The following is an 18,367-nucleotide window of genomic DNA, read 5'->3' as shown; positions in this document are numbered from 1 at the left end:
GAATGCGCGTCACACAAATGATGCTTGCAAACAATACGCTGCGCAACGTCAGCAAAAGCTACGATAAGCTTGGCACGTATCAGCAACAGCTCGCGACAGGGAAAAAAATTCATCGTCCATCGGAAGATCCGGTCGTGGCGATGAAAGGCATGCACTATCGTACGAGCTTAACAGAAATTGAACAATTCCAGCGCAATTTATCGGAAGCGTATACGTGGATGGAAAATTCCGAGTCGGCGTTAGGTCATACGACGAACGTTTTGCAGCGCGCTCGCGAACTCGTTGTGCAAGCGAAAAACGGCACGCTCGGTCCTGAAGATCGTCAAGCGATCGCTCGAGAAATTGAGCAGTTAAAAAAAGACTTAGTACAAGTGTCCAACACGAAAGTAGCAGGAAAGTATATTTTTAATGGAACAAACATCGAACAAGCGCCGGTCAAAGACGGCACGCCTCCGACTGTCACGAACAACAACGATGATTTTATGGTCGAAGTCGCCAAAGGGGTAAAATTAAAAATTAACGTCACTCCAAACAATGTGTTTAACAAAGATTTGTTTGAAACGTTGCAGGATATTGAAAATGTATTAAATGGCACATCGACATCAGGAAAAACTTTAGATAACTTATTATCCGATTTGGATAATCATTTAAATGCCGTACTTGCAGAACGGGCAGAGCTTGGGGCGCGCGTGAACCGTTTAGAGCTCGTGGAGCAACGTCTTGCCGAACAACAGCTGATCGCCAAACGAATGATTTCCGATAACGAAGATGCGGATATTGAAAAAATTATTACGGAATTAAAGTCGCAAGAAAGTGTGCATCGCGCAGCGCTCGCTGTCGGGGCTCGCATCATTCAGCCGACTCTCGTTGATTTCTTACGTTAAGGGGATGAGTTAGAATGAAAATCCCACAATTGACGATGCAAGCGACGTTTGCCCAGCTATCTATTATAGTTGAACGCGGGTATATGAATATGCGTCAGCCGCAAGCGGACATGTCGCTTGAGCAGCCGCAACCGCAAGTCGAGATGAAAACGACGCCTCCGCGCTTGACGATCGACCAGACGGAAGCGCGTGCGGACGTCGATTTAAAGCACATCTTCCGCCGCATAGAAGAAGCTGCGCAAGACGGCTATGCCAGTTGGCTATCGTATTTAGAAACGACAGCGATACAAGGCGATGAATTAATGCGCATTGAACAAGGCGGTGATGTGCTTGCGATGCAAGCGCAGGCGAATAGCGAACGACCGCCTTTTGACTATAACGTTGGGCTTATTCCACGTCCATTTAGCGTGAAAATTGATTTTGAACCAGGGCGCATCGATATGAATTGGCAAACGTCAGGCGCACGCATTCATATCGAGCCACGCCCTGTGCAAATCGATTACAAACCAAACGTTGTGCATATTGACTTAGCGCGCCATAACGAACTGCGCATTGACATTAGCGTATAAATGAGGGATTTATATGAACATTGAAACGAAATATCATGGAACAGTTCAGCTTTCTCAGCTGGCACTCGTTTCATTTGAAAACGGACTACCGGGCTTTGAACATGAAAAACAATTTGCGTTGCTTCCGATTCACGATTCACCATTTACCATTTTACAATCAATACAAAATAAAGACGTGGCGTTTGTCATGATTGAGCCGTTTTCGTACTTCCCAACGTACGAAATCGAATTGGACGATACGACGTGTGAGCAGCTGAAAATACAAAAAGAAAACGATGTGGCACTATACGTCATTTTAACGGTCGCCGAACCGTTTACAAATACGACAGCGAACTTACAAGCGCCTGTCGTCATTAACGTTCACGAACGAATCGGCAAGCAAGTCATTTTAACGAATACACCGTACAAAACGAAACATCGACTTTTTCCAGAAACGGTTGAGGCGAAATAAGGAGGCGGGAACATGCTTGTATTAACGCGCAAAATAAAAGAAGCGATCCACATCGGCGACGATATCGAAGTCGTCGTTCTCGCCATCGACGGCGACCAAGTCAAGCTCGGCATTCGCGCGCCGAAACATATCGATATACATCGGAAAGAAGTATATCTCGCTATTCAACAAGAAAACAGCGCGGCATCTCTCGCCTCCGCCACTTCGCTTCAACAACTATCCGATCAACTAAAGAAGGGAGGGGAAGAAAATGAGCGTTAGCATCGGCGGCGTTCACGTTCCTGGCGTCATTGCGCGCATCGTCCAAGACAATAAACAAATCGCCGAACAAGCATTAAATGAAATCATCAACAAACATAAAGACGACCCAGCGCGCATCGTCAAAGAAATTCAACAACCATCACCGTTCTCACAATTTCTTGACGTCAAAGTATAAAATTTTTTTCGCAACCTATTAAACTTTGAAAAAACAAGCCGATAATAAACATGAGGGCAAGAAAGAAGGGCGGCCGACTTCAATCTTGCCAATCAAAAACCACAAGGACGTGGGAAAACAAATTCAAGGAGGAAAAAACAATGAGAATTAATCACAACATTGCGGCGTTAAATACGTATCGTCAGTTGACAATGGGGAATGCAAATGCTGCGAAAAACATGGAGAAATTATCTTCTGGTCTTCGTATTAACCGCGCGGGTGACGACGCGGCAGGTCTTGCGATTTCAGAAAAAATGCGTGGACAAATTCGCGGCTTAGAAATGGCAGCGAAGAACTCACAAGATGCGATTTCGTTAATCCAAACAGCTGAGGGTGCATTAAACGAAACGCACGCGATTCTTCAACGCATGCGCGAGTTAGCGGTACAAGGTGCAAACGACACAAATACAACTATTGACCGCGATCAAATTCAAAAAGAGTTAAACCAATTAATTTCTGAGATTGATCGTATTTCAACGACGACACAATTTAACACAAAGAACTTGCTTGACGGTTCTTTAAATGCAACGTTCCAAGTAGGGGCGAATGATGGACAAATTATTAATTTGCAAATTTCTACAATGAGCTCTGCTGCGTTAACGTTGGATGGACCGAACATCTCTGTTGCAGACAACGCGAAGGCTAGCGCATCGATTGCTAAAATTGACAGCGCAATTAACGCAGTATCGCAAGAGCGCTCTAAACTTGGTGCTTATCAAAATCGATTAGAACATACGATTAATAACTTATCAACTTCTGCAGAAAACTTAACAGCGGCAGAATCACGTATTCGCGACGTAGATTATGCTTTAGCCGCATAAGCGGTGACAAGCACAGTCGTCCTAGCTGGAAACGGCTAGTGAGTATCACCGGGTGAATTGCTGGAAACCCCTAAGAGCCTTTAGTGCCACAACGAAGCTGGAAACGGCAAGCGTGATGGCGTGAAAAAGCTAAAGGATTGGGCAACCAGCAGCCAAGCTCCTGTGAGGAAACTCTGGAGAAGGTTCAACGACTAGGACATACCACCTAAAGCGAGAGCGATGGTGATGAAGTCCGTAGGGTGAGTAGGATGCTCCATCGTCCTATATCATTCGAAGTGCCCGGCCCCTACCTAGCGAAAAGCTAGCGGGTGAAGAGATAGTCTAGTCATTTGTGAAAGCAAATGTTCGCACGATGGCGAAAGAAATGATGGAGTTTACGAAAAACAATATTCTTTCTCAAGCAGCACAAGCGATGCTCGCGCAAGCGAATCAGCAGCCGCAAGGAGTATTACAATTGCTCCGTTAATAAAGCAAAAAGAGGCCTTAGGGTTCCTAAGGTCTCTTTTTATATATTATGGATAGCGCACAGGTGTACAACTTGACTTATCGTTAGACCTGTTATTTGCCTACAAGTATTGATTAGTTCAATATGTTTTTGGGTTAGTTCAATTTGATAAGGTTTGGCTGTTGTTTTATTTGTTCTTAATATCGGGAATTTTTCTGCAAATAATTTTTTGTACGTATGTTCATTCGATAACTTGTTGTGTAAAACAGGAAGTTGTTCTAACATTGCGTGAATATCTTTAGTAGGTCGAGTGATATGGAGTACGTTTGGTAAGTAGATCGTTGTCCGTTTTTTGGTAGCTTCTTTTGAAGTGGAAGGAATAGCGATTTTCCGTTTCATACTTTCGTGCACATATGGTTTAACTAAGCGTATAAAATAAAAGATTTGTGGTTTATCGTAAAGAATAAGTCTGTTTTGTTTGTCTAAAGAAAAGTTTAGGCTGTATTTTTGCCTTATTAGCTGAATTAATGTTTCGTTTTCAGCTTTTGTAAATCCATCTGTTGACAAAATGACTTTTTTCACTTGGTTGTTTTCGATTTTTAAATGTCCGTCGTCTTGATACCACCATGCTAAACAAATAGGTGTAAATGAATAGGCTAAAAATTCAAATGGAATGGTTTTGCGATTATTCGGGTACCATAACTCTTTTAGTTGAAAGACCACTCTTGATTTAAACGATTGGGTATAATATTGTTCAGTAAAACCGTTTTTGATGCGATTGTCTATGATTTTTCGATATCTTGGTTTTGAGAGAGGAAGATATTTGTTTAATTGTTCATAGCAGTAAAAACACCATGCTTTATCGCTAGCACAGTGAGCGAAGCGAAATCGTGGATGGCGATCTTTTTCTATACTGATATTTGCATCTCCGAGTAATTTCCCACTAATCATACTTAACGTCTCAATAGATAACTGTTGAATTATTTCCATATGCTTATTCCTTCTCTTTCTACAAGAACATTTGTTCCTATTTTAACACAAATATATTAATTGAGCAATAACATTATTGCGCTTTCAAAATATCGGGCGATTATGGAAGCTGATCGCTAGCTAGTTGAATGTATAAATTTGAGATAGTAAGGAAATGGACAATACTTTTTCTCCTCCTCCTCTTCACATCTTCACCTTTTTATCCGATATAAACAGTAGATGAACACATCTATAAAGAGTGAAGGAAGGAAAAAATACGATGAAACCATTTTTATCGTTATGTATGATCGTAAAAAACGAAGAAAAAGTATTACAACGTTGTTTAGATTCTGTACATCGTATTGTTGATGAAATCGTTATCGTTGATACAGGTTCAACCGATTTAACGAAAGAAATTGCGTTGAAATATACGAATAAAGTATATGATTTTGAATGGACGAATAATTTCGCTGACGCGCGCAACTTTGCCCAGCAACATGCAACAGGGGAATGGATTCTCGTATTAGATGCCGACGAGTATGTTGAACGTACGAACTTGCAAGAGATGATACAGCAATTAAAACAAACTGATGATAGCGTAGAAGCTTATGACGTGAGTATTTACAACTTTGTAGGTGCGTACGGTGAACGAGTGCTCCAACATCGCCACACGCGCATTTATCGCAATGTACCATATTTGCGCTACGATCGTGCGATTCATGAACAATTACGGCATGTGAGCGGGAAGTATGTTGAAGCTAAGACAGGTATTTTAACGATTTATCATACAGGTTATATGCGGCATGTAGTGGTAGAAAAGAAAAAACATGACCGAAACGCGCAATTGATTGAGCGTGAGATGGAGGCAGGGGAGAGCATTGCTTTCGATTATTTTAATTTAGGAAACGAGCATCTTTCAAAAGGGGAAGTCGAACAAGCGCTGCAAGCATTTATTCAAGCGTATCAACATAAAAAAGATATTCGTCTAAGCTGGGTTTCGTATTGCCTTGTGCAAATTATTTTATGTTTGAAGTATTTACAGCGGTTTGATGATGCTTTGCGAGTGATTGCTGATGTGGAGAATATATATAGCGAAACAGCCGACTTTCAGTTTTTGCGAGGGGAAATTTACTACTTGCAACATCGTTACGATGATGCTTTAAAGCAGCTCGAATACTTGCTAGAAAACAAAGAAAAGTATCCTTACACAATTAAAACGTTTGAATACGTTGAGTATGATCCGCATATGTTGCTTGGTCAAATTTACAAACATAAAGGAAATTTACAAAAAGCAATATATCACTTTTCTTGTGCACTTTCGTTTAATCGAAAAAGTTACGAAGCGCTTTACAACGTATTGCAATTGCTTGCGAGTGTTCATAGTGAAACGGAAATTATCCAATTTATTGAAAGCAAACAGTTGGCGAACGATTTGTTAGCTATTTCGCTCGTCGCTCGCATCACATCTGCTTTACATTTAGAGGACGTGATGAAGTCCCTCGTTGCAAAACTAGGTGATGATATCATTCAGCGCGGATTTGAAATTAAAGTAAATATATTACAAAATGCTTATGATGACGCCTTACAGAAAATATTGAAAAGTTCTGTGGCCGATTTACAGACGTATGTTCGTTCGGGCAGTTTAGACTCTTACGATTTATTAGTCTTGGCATTCAAAACGAATCAATTGGATGTCGTTCGTTTGTTGCTTCATCTTGTTTCCGATCAAAAAGAGAAAGAGTTTTTGCTGTTTATGTTGAATGAGCATGAACAAGCACCTGAATCGATGTTTTACTTATTTTTACTCGAACGAACGATTCAGCTAAAAGAGTACGAGCTGTTTGAGCAATTTCTTGCTTTGAAAAATCGGTTTGCCCCATCTGTTCATATTCAAATCGCACACTTGCTTCATCGCTATGAATTTATGGATGTAGCGCTCCAACTATATCGTTCAGTCGATAATATGAACGATTGGGATGCGGATGCATTTGTTAATGTGATGGAAGCGTTGGCGATGAAAAATGAGATTATGGAAGCGATGCAGTACGGTCTATTAGCGATTAGCTTCGGTCATCACGATTTTCGTTTGTATAAATATGTCATCGAACTGATGGATATATGTGGGATGAGTGAAGAAAGAAGAAAAATCGTTCAACAAGCGAAACAATTATATCCGGACAGCGAATGGTTGAAGCAGAAAGAAAAATAAAAGGGGGAGCAAAATGAAAACAAGCATCATCATACTAACTCATAATAAGTTAGATTATACGAAGCAATGCATTGAAAGTATTCGCCAATATACGAGAGAAGGAACGTATGAAATCATTGTCGTGGATAATCACTCTACAGACGGAACGGTAGAATGGTTACAATTACAAAAAGATATACGGACGATTTTTAACAACGAAAATGTTGGTTTTCCAAAAGGATGTAATCAAGGAATACAAGTCGCAACGGGAGAGAACATTCTTTTATTAAATAACGATGTCATCGTTACAAAGAATTGGCTTGATCATTTGCTAGTTTGCTTACACAGCGCAGATGACATCGGGGCGGTCGGACCTGTGACAAATTCGGCTGCTTATTATTCGACGATTCCAGTAAACTATACATCGGTTGACGAAATGCATGTGTTCGCTTCCCAACACAACGTTTTAGACCCGAATAAATGGGAAGAACGGTTAAAATTGATTGGTTTTTGCATGTTGATTAAAAGGGAAGCGGTTGATAAAGTTGGTTTGCTTGATGAACGGTTTACACCAGGGAATTTCGAGGATGATGATTATTCTGTCCGTTTGCGTAAAGCAGGATACCGTTTGATGCTTTGTAAAGATACGTTTATTCATCACTATGGTAGCGTATCATGGCAAGATGACAGTAACGGTTATTCGAAGTTGTTGCGAGATAACCAAAAAAAATTCGAAGAAAAATGGAATATTGATGTCAAGGCATATGCTATTGAGTGGGAGATACTCAGTGAAATAACGATGGATCGCAAAACGAATATGAATGTGTTACACATTGGCTGCGGTGCTGGAGCGACGTTGTTGAAAATAAAGCAAGAATACCCACAAGCAACGTTGTACGGTGTAGAACAAAATGCATTTGCGATAAAGGAAGCACAACGGTATGCGTACGTAGCAAATGATTTAGAAGATGGTGAAATTAAAAAACAAAAGTTTGACTTTATTTTGTATAGTAATCGGATGTTTACGTTAGATGATTACGTCCTTCGCTTTGTCGTTGACCATTTAAAACCAAATGGACAGTTTTTCGCTCATGTGCAAAATGTCGGCCATTTCCGAGTGATTGAAGAGCTGATTGCTGGACGTCATCCACTTGATCGCACGAATTTATATAGCTTAGGTCAGTTAGATGACTTGTTTAAACGGCATCCGCTATCGATGTCTATTAAAGGTATGATCGTTTCAGAGGACGACAACAAACATCGATTAGTCAACCATCTGAAAGCATTATATGGAGAGACTGTTCAATCTTTACTTATACCAAAGTCGTTTGTTGTACGCGCTTATAAGCAAAATGAGAATATAAGGAAACTAATTGACAATTTTGTGTGTAAAAAAGATCGTCATCAAATTTTAAAACAGTTACATCGTCTTTCTACTAACGAAGTGATCGATATCATAAAAAGAATGGATCAGGCGGTTGAATTATTAAATGAACTTGCGATCGAAAATTTTGTACATGGTTACCATGAGCATGTTTTACCGTATCTGCAAGCAGCGTTTGAGTTATGCCAAGACGATACAGATACGCTATATAATTTAGCGTTCGTGTTAAACTCTTACGGTGAAAAAGAGCTAGCGAATCGTTATTTGTCGTTCATTCGACATCCAGACGATGAAGTGAAGCAACTGTTTGAAGAAATTAATGAACAGCCGTTGAAAAAGGCGCAAGAACTTACGTTTTTGTTGCGCAGATTGGAGTTTGACGTAGATGTTGAAGAAGCGAAACAAGCAATCGTCGACAAACTTGCCCGTGGCGAGATTGACGAGTTACTGATTAAGGAGATTATCGATACGAGCATTATTCACAAAGTAAAAGTACTACAAGTTCTCGCCATTACATGTTTTGAACAAGGGCTTCATGAACATGTATTGCCTTATTTGCAACTCGCTTATGAACAAGAGCCAACGAATGCAGATACGTTATACAATTTAGGTTATGTATTGCTATATTACGGAGAAAACGAATTGGCAGAAAGGTTTTTACAGCAAATTCAGCAACCTGACGAACAAGTATTAGATTTATTAAAGGTTGCAAGAGGAGAGTCTTTGTGATGAATGACAAAAAAATTGCGTTTATTTATTGTGTTAATAATCATGCTTTGTATGAAGAATCTGTACGGTATGTGAAATCTCTTCATGCACCAGAGGGATATGAAATTGAAGTTATTGCTATCGAAGGTGCTTCAAGTATTACTTCAGGGTACAATCAAGGAATGAAAAAGACAGATGCAAAGTATAAAGTGTATTTGCATCAGGATGTTTTTATTATAAACAAGAACTTTTTAATTGATACTATCGAATTATTTAAAAGGAATACAAAACTTGGAATGATTGGTGTTATTGGTGCTAAGACCATTCCGAACTCGGGAATATGGTGGGAAAGTAGAAATAAGATTGGTAAGGTTTACGATAGTCATACCGGAAAAATAGAATTATTACAATTTAACGATGTAGAACAGGACTATGAACCTGTACATGCAATTGATGGTCTTCTTATGATGACCCAATACGATATCCCTTGGAGAGAGGACATTTTTAAAGGATGGCATTTTTATGATTTGTCTCAATCAAGAGAGTTTTTTAAGGCAGGTTTTGATGTAGGAATCCCTTTTCAAGAAAAACCTTGGGTAATTCACGATTGCGGAATAATAGACATTGATGAAACATTCGATGCAAATAGAAAAATATTTATTACAGAATATTTAAAGATAGAATATTTAAAGATAGAAGACAGTACAGAAAGACGTATTTTGGACAATGTGAATTATCAATATAAAAATCAAAATGTAGGTAATCACTATAACAATTTTATAAATTACGATATCTTATACCACAATCAAGAACTTTATAAACATTTTAAATCTATCCTAAGAGGTAATGCAAAGGAAGACTTTAATAAGAAAGTAATTCTTTCAAAAATGATTGGAGCTTGTGGTTGGTTGGCACATACTGGTCGTTATGCTGATTATGAGTTGGAGAATGAACTTCTAGAAATGGCTAATAATTTATCATATAACGCAGAAAAAATCGATATAAGCGAAATCAAAATAAAAAGAAACGATCGATTTAAAGTATTGCATGTTATATCGACAGCCTATTTGACTGGTGGACATACTAGGTTAATGGATAGATGGATTAAGCTAAGAAGAGACTATAATGAGGTACATTCAGTAGTATTTACAGATCAAAGAGGAAGTGTAGTCCCGGATTGGCTTATTGAAACTATTAATCAAACAAATGGATGGTATTACGTTTTTAGTAACGATTATAATTTTAAAAGCAAATGTCTTAAATTAAGGAAATTGGCTGAAGAATGGGCTGATTTGATTGTTTTGCATACACACCCAAATGATCCTATCCCTATTTTAGCCTTTGGATATAAAGAAGGGCTACCACCGATTATTTTGGTCAACCATGCAGATCATGTTTACTGGTTAGGTGGAAGCATATGTGATGCTGTTATGGATATACGTACAGCAGGGCAATTAATTACTAAACATAGACGTGCTATTCAAAATAGTGCTGTACTGCCTATTCCATTAATGACGAAAGACAGGAAAATGTCTAAGAACAGATTGAGGGAAAAATATGGTTTACCTAGTGATGCGGTTATCTTACTTTCTATTGCTAGTGGACATAAGTTCAAGCCTTACCAACATTTAAATTTTCCTATTGTTCTTGAGAAGATTTTGAGAAAAGCTCCTAATGTAATATTGCTTGTCATAGGTCCTAATCCTCAAGAGGAGATTTGGAGAGAAGTTAGTAAAAACACAAATGGACGTATTATTGTTATAGGAGCTACACCAGATGTAGAAGAGTTTTATCAATTATCTGATATTTTTTTGGAAAGTTTTCCTATTGGATCTTTAACAGCTGAGTTAGATGCTATGTTGTATGGAATACCTGTTATTAAGGCTCCTATGCCTTTATCTAATATACTAACTATAGAAGATTACGCTTCATTGGACAAAAACCCTAAAAGCTTAACGGAGTACAAAGATCTAGTTCTCAGATATATTCATGACGTTCAAATGAGACAAATAAAAGGTAACGAACAACGTGAAGAAGTTATAAAAAAACACACTGGAAAGGGATGGAATGATCTATTAGACCAAATTCTTGTGGCAAATGTATTTAAACAAAGCATTCTTAAAACCCGTTCTCATTTCTGTGAAATGCAAGAGCCATCTGAGTTTGATGCCATGTGGGCAGAAATGCAGAGAAATAGTGGAGAAACAAATTTTCTCTCTTACGAAATGACTTTTTATAATCAAATTCTAAATAATCTATAGATTATCCCAACATAGTGAATATTATCGAGGATGTATTCGTGCTTTTTTAAAACGGTATGTTGATTAGACATAGACCTTTCAAAGCCAAACAAGACGATTCGTATAGCATGGGTAATAAGAAGACGAGATAGAGATGACAAGCGTTCGTGAACGGATTCGATGTGTTTTATGGTTAATGCTACAAAAGGGGAAAGTGGGAGAATAAATAACAATTATGGTGATTTATAGAAGAAATTCGGATTGTGTTCGTATTGGAAGTTGATTTATCAACAATAGGATATTGAGAATAATACCATGAAACCCCACAGTTATTTGAATCACCTATTTGCATGCGGATTCTGTATTATCTATACATAAGTCTATTTCCGAGACGTAACGTTGAATGAGGTTCAGATACTTCAGCATTAGTATTTCCGCCGTAACCAACAAAGATAACAGAATTAAGAAACGTCGGTTCGCATCAAAACATGCGAAATTGCTAGCCATTTATGGGCTTTTTTAAATCAAATTTTAACGAATGGAAGGAATGGTGACGAAAATTTTTACATTCACTATGGAGAGTTTCACTTAGAAACTGATTGGAAATTGGGTGAGATGTCTCTGTATTATCATCACAAATTAAAGAGAGTGTGGAGCAATAGTATATGGATATAAGATTTATAGATTTTAAAATAATGGGTGATGAAAGAGGTTCATTGATTGCACTTGAGCAGAATAAAAATATTCCTTTTGAAATTAAAAGGGTTTACTATATTTTTGATACAAAGAAAGAAGTGAGAAGAGGTTTTCATGCTCATAAAAAATTAAAACAAGTGTTAATTGCTGTAAAAGGCAGTTGTAAAATTCACCTAGATGATGGCTTTGATACTAAAGAGATTGTTCTAGATAATCCTAGTAAGGGATTATATTTGGACTCTCTAGTATGGCATGAGATGTACGATTTCTCTGATGATTGTGTATTAATGGTATTAGCGAGTGATTACTATAACGAAGATGATTATTTAAGAAGTTATGATTCTTTTTTAGAATATTTAAGAGAAAAGTCAGCGCATAATGAACAACAATATTTCCAACATGAAAAAGCAATTGTAGAATCAAACAAAATCGGAAAAAATACGCGCATCTGGGCTTTTGCACATATTTTGCCGGGAGCGGTAATAGGAGAAAATTGTAATATCAATGACCATACATTTATTGAGAATGATGTTGTAATTGGTGATAATGTTACTATTAAATCTGGAGTATACATTTGGGATGGTGTACGCCTAGGTAATAATGTATTTGTGGGTCCAAATGTTACGTTTACTAACGATTTAACACCTCGTTCAAAACGTTATCCAGATAGTTTCGAAAAGACAATTGTCGATGACTATGCTTCTATAGGGGCAAATGCTACGATTGTAGCGGGAATTAAAATTGGAAAGTATGCAATGATAGGTGCTGGATCTGTAGTTACCAAAGATATTCCGCCTTATACGCTTTGGTACGGCAATCCAGCTACTTTTAGGGGATATGTGTGCGAGTGCGGAAAAAAATTAGATGAAAGCTACTTTTGCGAAGCATGTCAAAAAGATTTAACTCAAAAAGTGGTGAGTAAATAGTGATTCCATTTTTAGACTTAAAAAAGATTAATTTGCAATATAAAGAAGAAATTGAAGTAGCGATAGCTCGAGTATTAGAAAGCGGATGGTATATCCTTGGTAATGAAGTGGCTTCGTTTGAAGAAGAATTTGCCCAATACTGTGGTGTAAAGCATTGCATCGGCGTTGCAAACGGGTTGGATGCATTAACATTAATTATTCGTGCTTATGGTTTTGGACCGGGAGACGAAATTATTGTACCAGCTAATACGTATATTGCATCTATTTTGGCTATCTCGGCTAACGGTGCAACTCCAGTTTTGGTTGAACCGGATATTAGCACATACAATATAAATCCTTCTTTAATCGAGGAGAAAATAACTGAACGAACAAAAGCCATATTAGTTGTCCATTTGTATGGTCAATCTGCTAATATGGATCCAATTTTAGAAATAGCAAAAAAATATAATTTAAAAGTTATTGAAGATGCAGCACAGGCACATGGTGCAGTTTATGGTGATAAGAGGGCAGGCAGTTTAGGAGACGCTGCTGGTTTTAGTTTTTATCCTAGTAAGAATTTAGGGGCTCTTGGGGATGGAGGCGCTATTACAACGAATGACGACGAGTTAGCTGAAAAATTAAGAGCATTAAGGAATTACGGATCTCATGAAAAGTATAAAAATTTGTTTAAAGGTGTTAATAGTCGTTTAGATGAAATGCAGGCTGCAATATTAAGAGTTAAATTAAAATATCTAGACAAAGATAATGAAAAACGTCGTCAAATTGCGAAATATTACCTTAATCATATTAAAAATGAAAAAGTTATCTTGCCTATTATAGAAAGTGGAAATCGTCTTTCTCATGTTTGGCATTTATTTGTAGTTAGAGTGGAAAATAGAGAACGTTTTCAAAAGTATTTAAAAGAAAATGGGATACAAACGATTATTCATTATCCAATTCCTCCACATAAACAGAAGGCGTATGAAGAATGGAAGCATTGTAGTTTTAGTATTTCAGAAGAAATTCATAAAACAGTTATTAGTTTACCTATATCACCAGTTCTAGCGCTTGAACATGCAAAAAAAATAGTAAAGGTTGTAAACAAGTATTAATTAATTGCACTTGTCACGTTATTTTAATCTTGGGGGAGATAAAATGAAAGGCATCATCCTCACGGGTGGAACAGGTTCCCGCCTTTACCCGCTTACTAAAGTAACAAACAAACATTTGCTACCAGTTGGCAAATATCCGATGATTTACCATGCAATTTATAAACTGAAAGAAGCGAATATTACTGATATTTTAATTGTGACTGGGCGCGAACATATGGGGGATGTTGTGAATCTTTTAGGCAGTGGTTCTGAATTTGATGTTGAGTTTACATATAAAGTACAGGATCAAGCGGGTGGAATTGCGCAAGCATTAGGTTTATGTGAAGCGTTTGTTGGTAATGATTTAATGACGGTTATTTTAGGGGATAATGTATTTTCTGACAGCATTGTTCCGTATGTAGAAAATTTTAAAAAGCAACAAACAGGGGCAAAAATTTTAATTAAAGAAGTGAGTGATCCAGAGCGCTTTGGTGTTCCGGAATTAGACGGCGAACGAATTAAAAGCATTGAGGAGAAGCCGAAAGATCCGAAAAGTTGTTATGCAGTAACGGGCATTTATATGTATGATACTAAAGTGTTCGATATTATTCGCACATTAAAGCCATCTGCGCGTGGAGAATTGGAAATTACTGATGTCAATAATGCTTATATTGCTCGCAACGAGCTGACATATGATGTATTGCAAGGATGGTGGACGGACGCGGGGACGCACGCGTCTTATTTGCGGGCCAATGAACTTGCTAAAGATGTCGATTTCGGTAGCTTGTTTAATAAGAATATGAAAATAATTGAAGGATGAACCCATATGAGGATTATTCAAACCGAATTGGATGGAGCGATTATATTTGAGCCTATCGTACATAAAGATGAGCGTGGTTTTTTTATGGAAAGTTATAATGAGAAAACGTTTCGCCAACTAGGTTTTCACTTTCGGTTCGTGCAAGATAATCATTCTCTTTCTGTTAAAGCGGGAACGATTCGTGGATTGCATTATCAGTTAAACCCAAAAGCCCAAACGAAACTCGTCCGTGTTACGCGCGGGGCAATTTTCGATGTGATTGTCGATATCCGACAAGGTTCTCCGACGTTCGGGAAATGGCAAGGTTTCATTTTGAGCGCGGATAATAAAAGACAATTGTTAGTTCCTAAAGGATTTGCGCACGGTTTTTGTACATTGGTAGAGAACACAGAAGTTCAATATAAAGTCGACGAATATTATTCACCTGAGCATGATCGGGGAATTCTTTGGAATGATCCGGCGTTAGGGATTGATTGGCCAATGTCAACTCCTATTCTTTCCGAAAAGGATGCAAATCATCCATTGTTAGCCGATGCAGAAATGAATTTTGTGTGGGAGAGAACTCTATGAATCTTTTAGTAACTGGCGGAGCAGGTTTTATCGGTAGCAATTTTGTGCATTATATGTTGAATAAATATCCTGAATATAAAATCGTTAATTACGACTTGTTAACTTATGCTGGTAATTTGGAAAATTTGAAAGATATTCAAGAAAATCCACAGTATGTCTTTATTAAAGGTGATATTAGAAACTATCAACTCGTTGATTATATTGTAAAGTCTCATCATATTGATGTGATTGTTAATTTCGCTGCTGAATCGCATGTGGATCGCAGTATTTCTGACCCAAATATTTTTGTTAAAACAAATGTATTGGGGACTCAGGTATTGTTGGATGTCGCGAAGGCGAACAATATCCAAAAATATGTTCAAATTTCTACCGATGAAGTGTATGGCAGTTTAGGAGATACAGGGTATTTTACCGAAGAAACGCCGCTTGCTCCAAACAGCCCTTACTCAGCAAGTAAGGCTAGTGCAGATTTGCTTGTAAGGGCATATCGTGAAACATATGGATTAAATGTGAATATTACACGTTGCTCGAATAACTATGGACCATACCATTTTCCTGAAAAGCTAATCCCTTTAATCATAACAAACGCATTAGAAGGAAAAGAGCTTCCTATTTACGGTGATGGTCAACATATTCGTGATTGGCTTCATGTTGAAGACCACTGTACCGCTATTGATTTAGTTATTCATAAAGGAAAGCCCGGAGAAGTATATAATATCGGCGGGCATAATGAGCGGACAAATAACGAAATAGTCCATTTAATTGTTGAAAAACTTGGGGTTTCAAAGTCGTTAATTAAATATGTAAACGATCGCCCAGGGCATGACCGTCGCTATGCAATCGATTCTACGAAAATTATGACAGAACTCGGATGGAAGCCACAATATACGTTTGACAAAGGAATTGAGGAAACGATTCAATGGTATATCAATAATCGAGATTGGTGGAAACGTATTAAGTCCGGAGAGTACATGGATTATTATCAAAAGCAATATGGTGAAAGAGAATGAATAAGCAAAAAATATTGGTTACTGGTGCGAAAGGACAATTAGGCACAGAAATGGTCAAATTGCTAAAAGAGATGAAATATGAAGTATATGGATATGGCCGAGCAGAACTAGATATAACGGATTTTCAGCAAGTGAAAAATGTTATTGACCATATCCGTCCTAATATCGTTATTCACGCTGCTGCTTATACAAAGGTAGATGCAGCAGAGTCAGAACCGGATCAAGCATTTTTCGTGAATGCATACGGAACAAGAAACGTAACCGTAGCGTCAGAACATATAGGTGCTAAATTGGTTTATATAAGCACCGACTATGTGTTTGACGGCACCGCCGACGTACCTTATAACGAGTTTGCTTTTACGAATCCAATAAACGTATATGGAAAAAGTAAACTAGCCGGTGAACAGTTTGTGAGAGACCTTCACTCTAAATTTTTTATTATTCGAACATCGTGGGTTTACGGTAAACATGGAAATAATTTTGTGAAAACAATGTTAAAACTTGCACAAGAACAAAAACAATTGTTTGTCGTTGATGATCAAATTGGATGCCCAACTTATGCAGTTGATTTAGTTAGCTGCATTTTTCAACTTATTCAGACTGAAAAATATGGAGTTTACCATATTTCTAATTCAGGTCATTGTTCTTGGTATGAATTTGCCAAAGCCATTTTCGAAGAGGCTAATGTTAATATAGTAGTTAATCCATGTAAAACAAAAGATTATCCAAGACCAGCTCGACGCCCTCCGTATTCTGTATTGGATCATATGGCTCTACGATTAAATGGTTTTAAGGAATTAAGGCATTGGCGGGAGGCGTTAAAGGAATTTATTAAAGTTTATGGGGTGAAACCTTGTCAACATTAGCGTTAGTCATGATTGTAAAAAATGAAGAGAGGCATCTTAGCCGTTGTCTGCAAAGTGTCAAAGGTATTGTTGATGAAATGGTTATTGTCGATACAGGATCTACCGATCGTACAAAGGAAATAGCTTATGCATTTGGTGCGAAAGTATTTGATTTTGAATGGGTGAATGATTTTTCCGCTGCCCGGAATTATGCACTTGAAAAATCCACAAGTGATTGGAACTTCGTATTAGATGCGGATGAATATATTATGAATGACTGCGGAAGCATAATACGTAACTTTATAGAAAAAAACGACAGAGTAATTGGTCGGATTAAAAGGGTTGATGAGTTTATTCAAGATGGCGAGAAGAGGTATGCACAGTCTTATCTATCCCGATTACTGCCTAAAGGGGTAAAATATGCCGGAAGAATCCATGAACAGGTAGATTCTGATTTACCAAGAGAAAACTTGGATATAGAAGTGTATCATGACGGGTATGTTTATACAGACAAAACGGATCGAAACCTCAAGCTGTTATTGCTGGAATTGGAAAGAGATTCTCTTAATGATTATGTTTTGTATCAAGTAGGAAAACAATACAAGCTGCAGCAACAACTGCAACAAGCAGAATTATATTTTGAAAAGAGTTATCATCTTGCTCCATCTCAATCATGGTACCGTCATAATCTCCTTATTGATTATTTATATACGATTATAGGAAATAAATCGTTCGAGAAAGGCTTAAAATTAATTGAAACCGAGCGGGACGGATTGGCCGATTCCCCCGATTTCCATTTCGCATGCGGTTTATTTTATATGGACTTAATTTTTAGCAATGTTAATAAATATATTCATTTATTTCCGCTCATTGAAAAATCTTTTCTTCGCTGTTTAGAAATAGGGGATACGGATAAGTATGACAGTGTGAAAGGGACGGGAAGTTTCCTTGCGTCTTATAATTTAGGAGTATTCCATGAAGTTCTTGGCAATACGGATAAAGCCCTTTCATTCTATCAACAAGCAGCCAATGAACAATATGAAAGAGCCATAAAACGCTTAGAACTTTTAAGGTAGTTTTTATCGAGGTGGTTTAGCCTATTAGAATGTTACAAGCAGCCTCGAACTTACTATTGCTGATTAATAAATATCTGCTTAGAAAAATATATTTTTTGTGATTCATATCATTTACAAACCAAGAATTGTGTGGATTTTTATGTCAATCCTGAATCCGTGACAAAACATCTTTACAATGGATGCAAACCGTTGATACGATAAGGGAAAACGACGTTGACGA

17 protein-coding genes and 1 pseudogene are annotated in these 18,367 nt (G+C 37.6%); 17 read left to right on the top strand and 1 reads right to left on the bottom strand.

Features of this window, described 5'->3' with window-relative positions:
* The first annotated feature begins 2 nt into the window (after window positions 1-2).
* From flgL to BM213_RS09155, 7 genes and pseudogenes are all read left to right on the top strand, one after another.
* Entirely contained in the window at window positions 3-884 is an 882-nt protein-coding gene (gene flgL, locus BM213_RS09185; RefSeq protein ID WP_091703305.1) for a flagellar hook-associated protein FlgL, read from the top strand.
* Between the two features lie 14 nt (window positions 885-898).
* Window positions 899-1,453, top strand: coding sequence for a DUF6470 family protein (locus BM213_RS09180; protein ID WP_091703301.1), 555 nt, complete (start codon window positions 899-901; stop codon window positions 1,451-1,453).
* Between the two features lie 13 nt (window positions 1,454-1,466).
* Window positions 1,467-1,904, top strand: coding sequence for a flagellar assembly protein FliW (gene fliW, locus BM213_RS09175; protein ID WP_004892651.1), 438 nt, complete (start codon window positions 1,467-1,469; stop codon window positions 1,902-1,904).
* A gap of 12 nt (window positions 1,905-1,916) precedes the next feature.
* Window positions 1,917-2,165, top strand: a complete 249-nt coding sequence (csrA, locus tag BM213_RS09170) for a carbon storage regulator CsrA (protein WP_091703298.1) — start codon at window positions 1,917-1,919, stop codon at window positions 2,163-2,165.
* Window positions 2,155-2,340 carry a hypothetical protein gene (locus BM213_RS09165; protein WP_091703296.1) on the top strand — a complete coding sequence of 62 codons (186 nt, stop codon included), beginning with the start codon at window positions 2,155-2,157 and terminating at the stop codon, window positions 2,338-2,340. The genes csrA and BM213_RS09165 overlap by 11 nt, the downstream gene beginning before the upstream one ends.
* 140 nt (window positions 2,341-2,480) lie before the next feature.
* On the top strand, window positions 2,481-3,200 hold the full coding sequence (locus tag BM213_RS09160) for a flagellin N-terminal helical domain-containing protein (protein ID WP_091703293.1): 720 nt from the start codon (window positions 2,481-2,483) through the stop codon (window positions 3,198-3,200).
* Between the two features lie 379 nt (window positions 3,201-3,579).
* A pseudogene (locus tag BM213_RS09155) lies at window positions 3,580-3,666 on the top strand (flagellin); the annotation flags it as partial.
* 39 nt (window positions 3,667-3,705) lie between these two features.
* Here BM213_RS09155 and BM213_RS09150 read toward each other — a convergent pair.
* On the bottom strand, window positions 3,706-4,635 hold the full coding sequence (locus tag BM213_RS09150) for an endonuclease (RefSeq protein ID WP_091703290.1): 930 nt from the start codon (window positions 4,633-4,635) through the stop codon (window positions 3,706-3,708).
* Window positions 4,636-4,894: 259 nt separating this feature from the next.
* On the opposite strand from BM213_RS09150, the gene BM213_RS09145 reads away from it, so the two are divergent.
* From BM213_RS09145 to BM213_RS09100, 10 genes are all read left to right on the top strand, one after another.
* Window positions 4,895-6,823 carry a tetratricopeptide repeat-containing glycosyltransferase family 2 protein gene (locus BM213_RS09145; protein ID WP_091703287.1) on the top strand — a complete coding sequence of 643 codons (1,929 nt, stop codon included), beginning with the start codon at window positions 4,895-4,897 and terminating at the stop codon, window positions 6,821-6,823.
* A 13-nt stretch (window positions 6,824-6,836) separates the two neighbouring features.
* On the top strand, window positions 6,837-8,915 hold the full coding sequence (locus BM213_RS09140; RefSeq protein ID WP_091703285.1) for a glycosyltransferase: 2,079 nt from the start codon (window positions 6,837-6,839) through the stop codon (window positions 8,913-8,915).
* Complete coding sequence (locus BM213_RS09135; protein WP_091703282.1) at window positions 8,915-11,155, top strand: glycosyltransferase; 2,241 nt, start codon at window positions 8,915-8,917, stop codon at window positions 11,153-11,155. Before BM213_RS09140 ends, BM213_RS09135 begins: the two co-directional genes overlap by 1 nt.
* 644 nt (window positions 11,156-11,799) lie before the next feature.
* Window positions 11,800-12,756, top strand: a complete 957-nt coding sequence (locus BM213_RS09130) for a WxcM-like domain-containing protein (protein ID WP_091703279.1) — start codon at window positions 11,800-11,802, stop codon at window positions 12,754-12,756.
* Window positions 12,756-13,847 (top strand): DegT/DnrJ/EryC1/StrS family aminotransferase, encoded by a 1,092-nt coding sequence (locus tag BM213_RS09125; protein ID WP_091703276.1) that lies wholly within the window; start codon window positions 12,756-12,758, stop codon window positions 13,845-13,847. The genes BM213_RS09130 and BM213_RS09125 overlap by 1 nt, the downstream gene beginning before the upstream one ends.
* 43 nt (window positions 13,848-13,890) lie before the next feature.
* Window positions 13,891-14,646, top strand: coding sequence for a sugar phosphate nucleotidyltransferase (locus BM213_RS09120; RefSeq protein ID WP_091703274.1), 756 nt, complete (start codon window positions 13,891-13,893; stop codon window positions 14,644-14,646).
* Between the two features lie 6 nt (window positions 14,647-14,652).
* A complete protein-coding gene (gene rfbC / locus BM213_RS09115) occupies window positions 14,653-15,216 on the top strand; it encodes a dTDP-4-dehydrorhamnose 3,5-epimerase (protein WP_091703272.1) in 564 nt (187 codons plus the stop codon).
* Window positions 15,213-16,226 carry a dTDP-glucose 4,6-dehydratase gene (rfbB, locus tag BM213_RS09110; protein WP_091703269.1) on the top strand — a complete coding sequence of 338 codons (1,014 nt, stop codon included), beginning with the start codon at window positions 15,213-15,215 and terminating at the stop codon, window positions 16,224-16,226. Before rfbC ends, rfbB begins: the two co-directional genes overlap by 4 nt.
* Window positions 16,223-17,092, top strand: a complete 870-nt coding sequence (gene rfbD, locus BM213_RS09105; protein ID WP_091703267.1) for a dTDP-4-dehydrorhamnose reductase — start codon at window positions 16,223-16,225, stop codon at window positions 17,090-17,092. The genes rfbB and rfbD overlap by 4 nt, the downstream gene beginning before the upstream one ends.
* Window positions 17,080-18,147: a glycosyltransferase family 2 protein gene (locus BM213_RS09100; RefSeq protein WP_244149237.1), complete on the top strand. Its 1,068-nt coding sequence runs from the start codon at window positions 17,080-17,082 to the stop codon at window positions 18,145-18,147. Before rfbD ends, BM213_RS09100 begins: the two co-directional genes overlap by 13 nt.
* The last annotated feature ends 220 nt before the right edge of the window (window positions 18,148-18,367 follow it).

Source organism: Anoxybacillus pushchinoensis (assembly GCF_900111795.1).
GTDB classification, from domain to species: Bacteria; Bacillota; Bacilli; order Bacillales; family Anoxybacillaceae; genus Anoxybacillus; species Anoxybacillus pushchinoensis.
This window is presented reverse-complemented; position numbering and strand designations above follow the sequence as displayed.

What these genes read in the sequence shown, in the direction of transcription:
- csrA (WP_091703298.1), top strand. Translation starts at nt 1,917, where the DNA reads ATGCTTGTATTAACGCGCAAAATAAAAGAAGCGATCCACATCGGCGAC.
- BM213_RS09120 (WP_091703274.1), top strand. Translation starts at nt 13,891, where the DNA reads ATGAAAGGCATCATCCTCACGGGTGGAACAGGTTCCCGCCTTTACCCG.
- BM213_RS09150 (WP_091703290.1), bottom strand. Translation starts at nt 4,635, where the DNA reads ATGGAAATAATTCAACAGTTATCTATTGAGACGTTAAGTATGATTAGT.
- BM213_RS09160 (WP_091703293.1), top strand. Translation starts at nt 2,481, where the DNA reads ATGAGAATTAATCACAACATTGCGGCGTTAAATACGTATCGTCAGTTG.
- BM213_RS09135 (WP_091703282.1), top strand. Translation starts at nt 8,915, where the DNA reads ATGAATGACAAAAAAATTGCGTTTATTTATTGTGTTAATAATCATGCT.
- BM213_RS09165 (WP_091703296.1), top strand. Translation starts at nt 2,155, where the DNA reads ATGAGCGTTAGCATCGGCGGCGTTCACGTTCCTGGCGTCATTGCGCGC.
- BM213_RS09140 (WP_091703285.1), top strand. Translation starts at nt 6,837, where the DNA reads ATGAAAACAAGCATCATCATACTAACTCATAATAAGTTAGATTATACG.
- rfbD (WP_091703267.1), top strand. Translation starts at nt 16,223, where the DNA reads ATGAATAAGCAAAAAATATTGGTTACTGGTGCGAAAGGACAATTAGGC.
- fliW (WP_004892651.1), top strand. Translation starts at nt 1,467, where the DNA reads ATGAACATTGAAACGAAATATCATGGAACAGTTCAGCTTTCTCAGCTG.
- flgL (WP_091703305.1), top strand. Translation starts at nt 3, where the DNA reads ATGCGCGTCACACAAATGATGCTTGCAAACAATACGCTGCGCAACGTC.
- BM213_RS09180 (WP_091703301.1), top strand. Translation starts at nt 899, where the DNA reads ATGAAAATCCCACAATTGACGATGCAAGCGACGTTTGCCCAGCTATCT.
- rfbC (WP_091703272.1), top strand. Translation starts at nt 14,653, where the DNA reads ATGAGGATTATTCAAACCGAATTGGATGGAGCGATTATATTTGAGCCT.
- BM213_RS09130 (WP_091703279.1), top strand. Translation starts at nt 11,800, where the DNA reads ATGGATATAAGATTTATAGATTTTAAAATAATGGGTGATGAAAGAGGT.
- rfbB (WP_091703269.1), top strand. Translation starts at nt 15,213, where the DNA reads ATGAATCTTTTAGTAACTGGCGGAGCAGGTTTTATCGGTAGCAATTTT.
- BM213_RS09145 (WP_091703287.1), top strand. Translation starts at nt 4,895, where the DNA reads ATGAAACCATTTTTATCGTTATGTATGATCGTAAAAAACGAAGAAAAA.